The sequence below is a fragment of the Gemmata sp. genome (assembly GCF_051859125.1).
Classification (GTDB): Bacteria; Planctomycetota; Planctomycetia; order Gemmatales; family Gemmataceae; genus Gemmata.
Window position 1 is genome coordinate 19,360 of sequence record NZ_JBHYGG010000269.1, and the last position, 9,605, is coordinate 28,964.

Here is a 9,605-nt window from a genome sequence, read left to right on the forward strand (position 1 = left end):
CCGACACACGACACACGACGCACCAGCGCGAGACGAATACGCGATGAACCCCACGAACGAGCCGATCAAGGAAAGCGAATTCGTCCTGCGGCGGCTGGGCGAGTCGTTCACCCAGTTCCGAACGGACCTTCTGGGGTCCGTTCCGCCGTGGCTCCTGGCGGTCGCGGTGCTGGCGGTCGTCGCCCGGTACGGGTACGGCCGGTACCGCGCGAAGGCGCACCCGCACGCCAAGCCCGACGGCACCCAGTTCTGGCTCGGGTGGGGCGCGATCCTCGCCGTCGCGGCGCTGGTCCTCGTCACCCTGGTGCAGTTCTACCGGGCCGACGCCTCGCAACTGAAGGGCGGCGGGGCTGCGGTCGCGCAGCTCTCGGCCCTCGGCCAGTCGAACGCGCAGCACTGGTACGTGTTCATCGGCGCGGTCTTCGCCGTCGGGTCAGTGTTCGTCGCGTGGATGTACGTCCGCGACGCCCGGACCGTGAAGTGGTACTGGGCCGCGCTCCTCGCCGCGAGCCGCATCTGCGTGTACGCGATCCTGTGCTTCGTGTTCCTGCTCCCCGCCCGGCAGACCTGGGAGCGGACCGAGAAGAAGTCCCGCGTCGTCGTCCTCGTGGACATCTCCCCGAGCCTGACGCGGGTGAGCGACGACGTCTCGCGCAAGGGGCTGAAGCAGAAGACCCGGATGGACACGCTCATCGAGTTGCTGTCCGACAAGGACGTCGCCCTCGTCCAGAAGCTGCTGGAGCAGAACCCGGTCGCGGTGTACCCGTTCGGCACCCGGCTCGACGAGTCGTCCCGCGTCATCGAGCGGGACGAGACCCCGTGGGGGCCGGCCGAGTGGCGGGCGCTCGCCGAGTACGACTTCCGCCCGCTCATCACCAAGGGGCTCGACGCCAAGGACCTCGAAGCGGTCCGCAACACGGGCACCCCGGTCGAGTGGAGCGGCCCGAAGCCGGCCCCGGGCGTCGAGAAGCCCGAGCCCGCGAACTGGGCCGAGTGGGCCGCCAAGTGGGTCGAGCACCGCGCCCGGTGGGCCGCGAAGAAGGCCGCGTTCGACACCGAGAAGGGCGGCACCGTGCCGTTCCCCGAGACGCTCGTGAACGGGATCAGCGAGGCCGGGAACGCGACCCTCGCCGACAACCTCGAGAAGCTCGACAAGCGGGTGGACGTGGCCAAGTCGATCGCCCTGGGCACCAACGTCCCGGACTCGGTCGCCGCGGCCATCAACCGCGAGTCCCCGAACATGGTCCAGGGCGTGATCGTGTTCTCCGACATGCGGAGCAACCTCGGGTCCGACTCGTCGTACCGCGAGCTGCGGGCGGCCGCGGCCCAGGCCAAGGTGCCCGTGTTCATGGTCGCCGTCGGTGAGGATCGGCAGAGCACCAGCATCAGCATCACCGACGTGCAGACCGACGACGTCGCGTCGCCCGACGAGGGGTTCAAGGTGTCCGTCGAGGCCGACGGCACCAACCTCGCCGGCAAGGCGGTCGCGGTCGAACTCGACCTGTTCCCGCCCGGGAGCGACCCGAAGACCGCGAAGCCGGCGTTCACGCTGAAGGACAACCGGCCGGACAAGGGCCGCGGGAGCTTCACCCCGTACACGCTCACGTTCGCCCCCGGCGACCCGCCGCACGGCCAGGTCGAGTTCGTCGTCGACCCGGCCCGGCTCGCGGCCGACCCGGACCCGGACGCCCGCGCCCTGACGACCGAGTCGAAGGACGCGGCGATCAAGAAGCCGGTGCTGCGCGAGGGGCCGTGGACCGTTCGCGCCCGCATCCCCCGCGACGAGAACGAGGTGTTCCCGGACGAGTTCCACGTCCGCGAGCGGCCCGGCATCCAGGTGATCCAGAAGAAGATCCGCGTGCTGCTGATGGCCGGCGCGCCGAGCCGCGAGTTCCAGTTCGCCCGCACGTTCCTGAACCGCGAGGTGGCCGAGAACCGGGCCGCGCTCACCGTGCTGGTGCAGAACGAGGCCGGCACCACCGGCAAGCTGACCCCGAACCCGACCGAGAAGCTGATCGCCCGGTTCCCGAACAGGCTCGACCTGGCCGCCAAGGACCCGGACCCCGAGCAGAAGCCGTACAACCTCAACGAGTACGACGTCATCCTCGCGTTCGACCCGGACTGGACCGAGGTGTCGCAGCAGCAGGCCGACGACCTGAAGGTGTGGGTCGAGCGGCAGGGCGGCGGGTTCGTGCTCGTCGCCGACCGGATCAACACGTACCAGCTCGCCCGGGTCGAGCCGAACAGCCGCCTCAGCCCGGTCCTCGACGTCCTCCCAGTGCTCCCCGACGACGTGATCGCCGTGAAGATCCGGGCGATCCCCAAGACCCCGCGGCGGCTGTACCTGCACCCGCTGCCCGGCTCGGACCTGCTGAAGATCGACGACCCGGCGGTGGTCGAGGAGAAGAAGGACGGCAAGGAGCCCGAGACCGACCCGGTCGCCGGGTGGGAGCGGTTCTTCACCGACCGCAAGGCGTACGCCGAGAGCAAGGACTTCAAGGTCGAGTTCTTCCCCCGCCGCGGGTTCTTCTCGTGCTACCCGGTGAAGGACGTGAAGCCCGGCGCGCACGTGCTGGCCGAGTTCGCCGACCTGGACGACCGGGGCGAGAAGGTGCTCCGCCCGTACATCGTCGTGAGCAACCCGGCGGCCGGGTTCCGCACCGCGTACATGGGGTCCGGCGAGATCTACCGCATGTACGCCTTCGACCGCGAGTACTACGAGCGGTACTGGGCCAAGCTCATCAAGTACATGGCCGCCAAGCGGAACGTGAAGGCGTCCCGCGGCCGGGTCATCACCAACAAGGAGGTGATCTCGACCAACCCGATCCGGGTGACGGCGCAGTTGCTCGGCACCACCTCGAAGCCCTACCCCCCGGGGGCGATCGACCCGAAGTTCAAGATCCTCCGCGTGTCGCCCAACGGCGAGAAGAAGGAAGAGGGCCCGTTCCCGCTGACGGCGTCCGGGGCCGAGGGGTACTTCCGCGGGCAGGTGGCCGCCGACCCGAAGCTGTTCCCGCCCGGCGACTACGAGTACTTCGCCGTCGTGGACGTGCCCGACAGCACCGGCGAGACCGTCCGCAGCCCGTTCCGCGTGCTGAAGTCGGACCTGGAAATGGACGTGACGAAGCCGGACCTGGCGGCGATGCTCCAGATGGCCAGCCCGCTCGACGCGCTCCAGGAGCGGGTGCCCGAGCGGGTCCGCTCGGCGTTCGCCGCGGGGCTCCCCAAGGAGGGCGCGGCCACGAAGCTCGCGTTCAAGCTCTCCGACAAGGCGCTCATCCGGCTGATCCCCGAGTGCTTCAAGACCGACACCCGCCGGTACGACCACCGCGGCCCGGTCGAGGACCTGTGGGACGAGAAGGTCGCGCTGCTCGACGTCGACAGCCCCGCCGCCCAGGAGCAGCTCAAGAAGTGGGGGTTCCGGGACCGGGCCGACAAGAACGAGCGGGCCGCGACCCCGCTCCGCGACTTCGTGACCCGCGGGCCGCGCGTGTTCCGGACCTCGGCCCAGGACACCCCGCCGGTCGACGCGGCCGGCCAGCCGGTCGCCGCCCGCGCCGCGAATAGCCAGATCGCCGTGAGCTGGGTGCTGTTCGTGGTGGTCACCTGGCTGTGCTTCGAGTGGCTGTGCCGGAAGCTCCTGCGGCTGGCGTGACGCCAACGGGTCTTGCTTTGGTTGCTGGAGCCGGGGTCTGTGACCCCGGACGCACACGGAGTCCCAGACGCGCCGCCCTCACAGAGGCCGGCTACAGAAGACAAACACGGTGTCACCGGGCGCAGCGCCCCGCGACCGCGAGCGAAACACGTACGACTTGCCCCTGTGGGACCGAAGATCATGGCGACCGCGACCGGCACCCCGAAGCCCGCGACCCCCCGCGACGAGCGGATCTACAGCCCGCTCGAACAGCTCCGCGGCACGATCCGCAGGTACGTCCTGATCGAGGGCGTGCTCTCGGTCCTGCTGTTCCTCGTCGCGTGGTTCACCCTCGCCCTCGTCCTCGACTACGGCGTGTTCAAGGCGTTCGGGTGGGACTGGGTCCAGGACGGCGCGTACGGGCTCCGGGTCGCGGCGCTCGCCGCCACCGCCGGGCTCCTCGGCGGGATCTTCGTGTTCCGCATCGCCCGCCGCGTCCTCGTCGAGTTCTCGCACGGCGCGCTGGCGCTCGTGCTCGAGCGGAAGTTCCCCAAGCTCCTCGGCGACCGGCTCATCACGGCCGTCGAACTGGCCGACTACGACCACGCCGCGAAGCTCGGGTACTCGGTCGCGATGATCCGCCGGACCGTGGACGAGGCCCGCGAGCAGGTCGCGAAGGTGCCGGTGAACGAGGTGTTCAACTGGCGGCGGCTCCGGGTGCTGGCCGCGGTGCTCGTCGCGTGGGTGGGCGGGCTCGTGGCGGTCGCGTTCGCGGCCCACGCCGCCTCCGCCGGGCGGTTCCAGCCGGCGCACGCGGCGTGGACGGGCTACCACGTCGCCAGCATCATCGCCGAGCGCGACCTCGCCCTGATGGACACCCCGTGGCCGCGGCGGGCGCTGGTGGAACTCCGCAGCGCCAGGGACAACGCCCCGATGGGCGACGCCGGGATCCGCGTGGCCCGCGACGGCGCGCCGCCCCGGCTCAGGGTGAAGGCGTACCAGTGGGTCGTCGCCGACCGCACGAGCCCGAACGGGTGGCGGCCGCTCATGTGGGCCGACGTGACCGAGGCCCTCGTCGGAGTCCCCGTGCCCGAACTGCCGGCCACGACGGCGCTGCCCGCCGACCCGGCCGCCCGCACCGTCGACGCGGTCCTCGAGGACCAGACCACCCGGGCCGCGATCAGCACCGCGATGGGCGGCGAGCGGTACACGGAACTCAGCGCCGTGTTCGACAAGCTCGAAGAGATCGCCGCCCGGCCGTCGTCGGGCCGCACCCTGCGGAAGCTCGACAAGCCGACCGAGGTGACGTTCAAGTACGTCGGCGTGCAGACGGCCGGCGACGGCGAGCTGAAGTCCGAGGGCAGCGACGAGTACGCCGGCGACGTGACCGGGCTCACGGAGGACGTGCTGTTCACGGTCCGGGCCGAAGACTTCCGCACCCCCGAGCGGGGCATCACCCTCGTCCCCCCGCCGTCGCTGATGACCCTCATCAAGGAGGAGTACCAGCCGGCCTACCTGCACTACGCCTCGCCGCTGGTCCCGGACCCGGCCGACCCGGCGAAGATGGTCGTCGGCGGGTGGAAGGAGCTCGCCGGCCTCCGCCAGCGCGTCCCGGACGAGAAGCTGTCGACGACCGGCGACCGCACCGTGTTCGTCGTCCCGGTCGGCAGCGAACTCGTGATCCACGGGCTCACCGAGAAGCCGATCACCGGGGCGTTCGCGCTCCCGAAGCGCGGCCGCGTGCCGGGCGGCAAGGTGAAGGTCGTGGACGGCAAGGAGCTGCGGTCCGACGACCCGGTCCCGCTGCCGGTCGAGACGAAATTGGTGACCGAGAAGGAGGGCGACGCACCGGCCGAGCGCGGCAGCTTCTCCATGGCGTTCAAGGGGGCCGACCGCGTCACCGACGTCGTCGAGTTCGACCTCGACTTCGTGAACGCCGACGGCATCCACCTCACCAAGCCGTGGCAGATCCTCATCCAGGTGACCGAGGACCAGGCCCCGGTGGTCGAGGTGGTGCCCGAGTTCATCCGCAAGGTCGGCAAGGAGTTCTGGGTCACCACGCGGGCCAAGATCCCGTTCAACGCGGAGAGCAGCATCCGCGACGACTCGGGGCTCAGCAAGGTCGCGTACACCATGACCTACGAGCCGAAGGACGCCACCACCGTCCGCGGCCTCCAGTTCGCGAACTTCAGCAAGGCGGCCGCGGTGCCCGCGGTCGCGGGCGAGGTCGCGGGGCTGGCGGTCGCGGCCGGGGCGTACGTGTTCCAGGTCGCGTCCGACGACGCCAACGCCCGTAAGGAGGCGTCGTTCCCGATGGGCCAGTTCGCCGGCCGCGGCGGGCTCAACGACAGCCTGAAGCGCGAGACCCTCGCGACGATCAAGTCGCGCCTGAGCGACCCGGCCGCGGGCGTCAAACCCGAACTCGTCAAGCGGATCGAGCTGCGGACCGAGGCCCGCATGGGGTTCACCCGGCCGGACGGCATCTTCGAGAAGTTCGGCTGGCAGGTGTCCGGCGACTACTTCGACGTCGGCGCGCTGAAGGCGCTCCAGGTCGCCCCCGGCGACGTGCAGCCGCGGTACGAGCTGACGCTGAGCGTCGAGGCGACCGACGCGAACTTCGACACCGGCCCGCGGGTCGGCCGGTCCGAGCCGATCACGCTGCTCGTCGTGTCCGAGGGCGACCTGCTCGTGAAGCTCGGCGAGGACGAGGAGCGGCTCGGCGGCAAGCTCGACGAGGTCATCAAGAAGCTCGACGGCTCGAAGGTGAAGTACGAGTTCGTGCGGTCCAAGGCCGAGCGGCAGTTGCCCGACGAACTGGAGGCCGTGAAGGTGCGGTCGAAGGACGCCTGGCAGGACGTGCTCAAGGCCCGCGACACGATCCAGCAGGTCGCCCGCGACTTCCGCCGGCTCGAGCGCGAGTGCATCTACAACGTGGTGAACGAGAAGTCGATCGCGTTCTACGGCGAGTACGCCAACCGCCTGGAGCGCACGCTCGGCGAGAACCCGCCGACCGTGAGCGAGGCCGAGGAGCGGAGCCTCGGGCAGCGGCAGCCCCAGTCCACGTTCCCCGCGGTCGACCGGCTCATGGGCACCGCCCAGACCGAGTTCGACCAGGGCCGGTACATCGACCCGGGGGTCGTGAACACCGCGTACCTCGAACTCGGCAAGCTGTACGACGAGATCGTGAAGATCCGCGCCCTGCTCGGCGAGGTCCAGTCCAAGGACCGCCTGCGGAACATGATCCAGTCGATCAAGGACAAGCAACTGCTCATCAGCAAGGCGATCAGAGACGTAGAGATCGAGGCCGCCCGGGAGCGGACGTCGAAGATTCCGCTCTTGGGCACGGCCGGCCCGCTGTTCCTGGCCAAGGGCGAGGCGAAGAAGCTCCGCCAGACGATCAAGTGGGGCCAGTTCGAGAGCGACACGCTCAAGGTGAAGGTGGTCGCATCCGATCCGTCGGTCGTGGTGCCGGCGGAGATCACACTCGACTTCGAGAAGAACAGCATCGACTTCGAGTACGAGGTCCGTGCCGGGTCGAAGGAGGGCGACTTCACCGTGACGCTGACCCCCGTGGTCGGCCCCGACGTTCCCGGGAAGATCGTCCCTATCGTCGTGCCGATCACCGTGAAGTGATCCGAGTTGTGTCGCACTGCGGGGGGCACCTGCCCCCCGCTCGCGCGTTCCCGACCGGTAACGCTCGTGTAACGGCCCGCCCCGCCCGAAGGTTATCCCCTCCGCCACGGTTGGATCGGATTCCCTGGGTCGTCTCCTTTGCAGCCTGAACCACCGCGACTCGTTCCGGAGGATGTTCCCATGACTCGCCGGTTGCCGATCATGCCGCTCGCGTTCACAGCGGCCCTCGGCCTCTTCTCGCTCACGTCCGTGCTGCTCGCGCAGCCGCCCAAGGCCCCGCCGGAGATCAAGCCCGGCGACATCCGCGGCACGCAGCAGGAGAACGCCAAGCTGTACCAGCGGTTCGCCGACGAACTGCTCCGCCTCGCCCAGCGGTGGGAGAAGAGCGACAACGCCGACGAGAAGGAGCGGGCCAAGGCGCTCCGCACCGCCCTCAAGATCGCCGACGAGAAGGGCGTCAAGAACCTGTTCGACGGCATCGTGAAGGGGCTCGGGACGAACAACCCGACCGGGTCCGACTTCAACGAGATCATCGGTAAGGACGCGAAGCTCATCGCGGCCCTCGACGAGATCCTTCGGACCCTCGAAACCGAAGACGAGGCCGACAAGATCAAGCGCGAGATCGCCGAACTGCAGAAGTTGATCGCCGAGATCGCCAAGCACAAGCGGGACCAGGAGAACCTCCGCGCCCGCACCGAGGGCAAGGGCGACAAGGAGCGGATCGCCCGCGAGCAGGCCGAACTCGCCAAGCGGACCCAGGACACCGCCAACAAGTTTCCCGGCTCCGAGCCCAAGGACCCGGCCGGTAACGCCGGCAACCCGGACGCCAAGGAGCCGAGCAAGGCCGAGCCGAAGCCCGAGGCCAAGCCCGGCGACGCCGACCCGCAGGCCAAGCCCGACACTGGCGAGAACAAGAGCGACAACAAGGCCGGCGGCGACCCGAAGGACCCGATGAGCGGGGCCCCGAAGGACGGGACGGGCGGCGAGGCGAAGCCGAGCCCGATGGGCGGCATGCCGGGCGGCGACAACAAGGAGTCCCCGAAGGACGGGACGGGCGGCGAGCCCAAGGCCGGCGACTCGAAGCCGATGGGCGGCGACCCGAAGAACCCGATGGCCACCGATCCCAAGAACCCGATGGGCGGCGACCCGAAGAATCCCATGAGCCCGATGGGCGGCGACCCGAAGCCGAGCGACAGCAAGGCCCAGGGCGAGGGCAAGGGCGACGCGAAGCCGTCGGCCGGGATGCCGGGCGGCGAGGGCAAGCCGATGGACGCCGGCGGCATGCCCCCGATGGGCAGCGGCCCGCCGAGCCAGTCGAAGCCGAGCCCCGGCGGCGGCCAGCCCCCAAAGGGCGGCAGCCCGCCCCCGGGCGGCCCGCAGCCCCCGAAGGACGACGCCCAGGAGAACGTCCAGCAGGCCGTCCCGCAGCAGCAGGGGGCCGAGGACGACATCAAGAAGGGCAAGCAGGACGACGCCGGGAAGAAGCAGGACGACGCGATCAAGAAGCTCGAACAGGCGATCAAGGAGCTGGAGAAGCGGCTCAAGCAGCTCCGCGAGAAGGAGCTAGAGAAGCTCCTGGCGAACCTGGAGGAGCGCGTCGGCCGCATGCTCCGCATGCAGATCGAGGTGTACGAGGCCACCAAGAAGATTCACGACGGCGTGACCAAGAACAACAACCAGAAGACCACCGCCGACGTCCAGAAGTCGCAGACCGAGTCGGACAAGGAACAGGCCATCGTCGTCGAGGCCGACAAGGCGCTCAAGTTGATGGAGGGCGAGGGCTCGGCGGTCGTGTTCGCCGGCGTGCTCACCGAGGTCCGCGGCGACATGGTCGCGGTCCAGAAGCGGCTCAACGAGGGCCGCGTCGAGGGCCGCCGCAAAACCGAGTCGGAGGGCACCCAGCTCATCGAGGAGCAGATCATCGAGCAGCTCACAATGATGAAGGACGCGCTCAAGAAGGCGCAGCAGGACATGAAGGACTCGAAGGGCAAGCCGGGCGACCCAAAGGAGCCCGGCAAGCAAGACAAGAAGCTGATCGACCTGCTCAACGAGCTGAAGCTCATCAAGATGCAGCAGGAGCAGGTCAACAAGCGGACCGTCTCGTACGAGAAGCAGGACCCGGGCACCCAGGCCAAGGACCCGCTGATCCAGGCCGAGCTGAAGCAGCTCTCCGACCGCCAGAAGGTGCTCCAGGAGATGCTGCACAAGATCGCCACCCAGGCGAACCAGTGACCCGGCCGCAGGGTTTCGCGTTTCGAGGTGAATGGTTTCGAGTCGGGGGGGGGGGGTGCACAAAGTACACCCCCCCCCCACACCCACCCGCACACCCGGCGCAAAA

General features: G+C 69.4%; 3 protein-coding genes. All 3 read left to right on the plus strand.

Translation table 11 applies throughout. The annotated features are described in order from the left end of the window. Positions 1–43 precede the first annotated feature (43 nt). Positions 44–3,655, plus strand: a complete 3,612-nt coding sequence (locus ACTIGN_RS26455) for a hypothetical protein (RefSeq protein ID WP_439629517.1) — start codon at positions 44–46, stop codon at positions 3,653–3,655. Between the two features lie 180 nt (positions 3,656–3,835). Then, positions 3,836–7,267: a hypothetical protein gene (locus ACTIGN_RS26460; protein ID WP_439629519.1), complete on the plus strand. Its 3,432-nt coding sequence runs from the start codon at positions 3,836–3,838 to the stop codon at positions 7,265–7,267. A 180-nt stretch (positions 7,268–7,447) separates the two neighbouring features. Then, positions 7,448–9,499: a hypothetical protein gene (locus ACTIGN_RS26465; RefSeq protein ID WP_439629521.1), complete on the plus strand. Its 2,052-nt coding sequence runs from the start codon at positions 7,448–7,450 to the stop codon at positions 9,497–9,499. Positions 9,500–9,605 lie beyond the last annotated feature (106 nt).

Coding starts and splice junctions, on each gene's coding strand:
- ACTIGN_RS26455 (WP_439629517.1), top strand. CDS start 44: ATGAACCCCACGAACGAGCCGATCAAGGAAAGCGAATTCGTCCTGCGG.
- ACTIGN_RS26460 (WP_439629519.1), top strand. CDS start 3,836: ATGGCGACCGCGACCGGCACCCCGAAGCCCGCGACCCCCCGCGACGAG.
- ACTIGN_RS26465 (WP_439629521.1), top strand. CDS start 7,448: ATGACTCGCCGGTTGCCGATCATGCCGCTCGCGTTCACAGCGGCCCTC.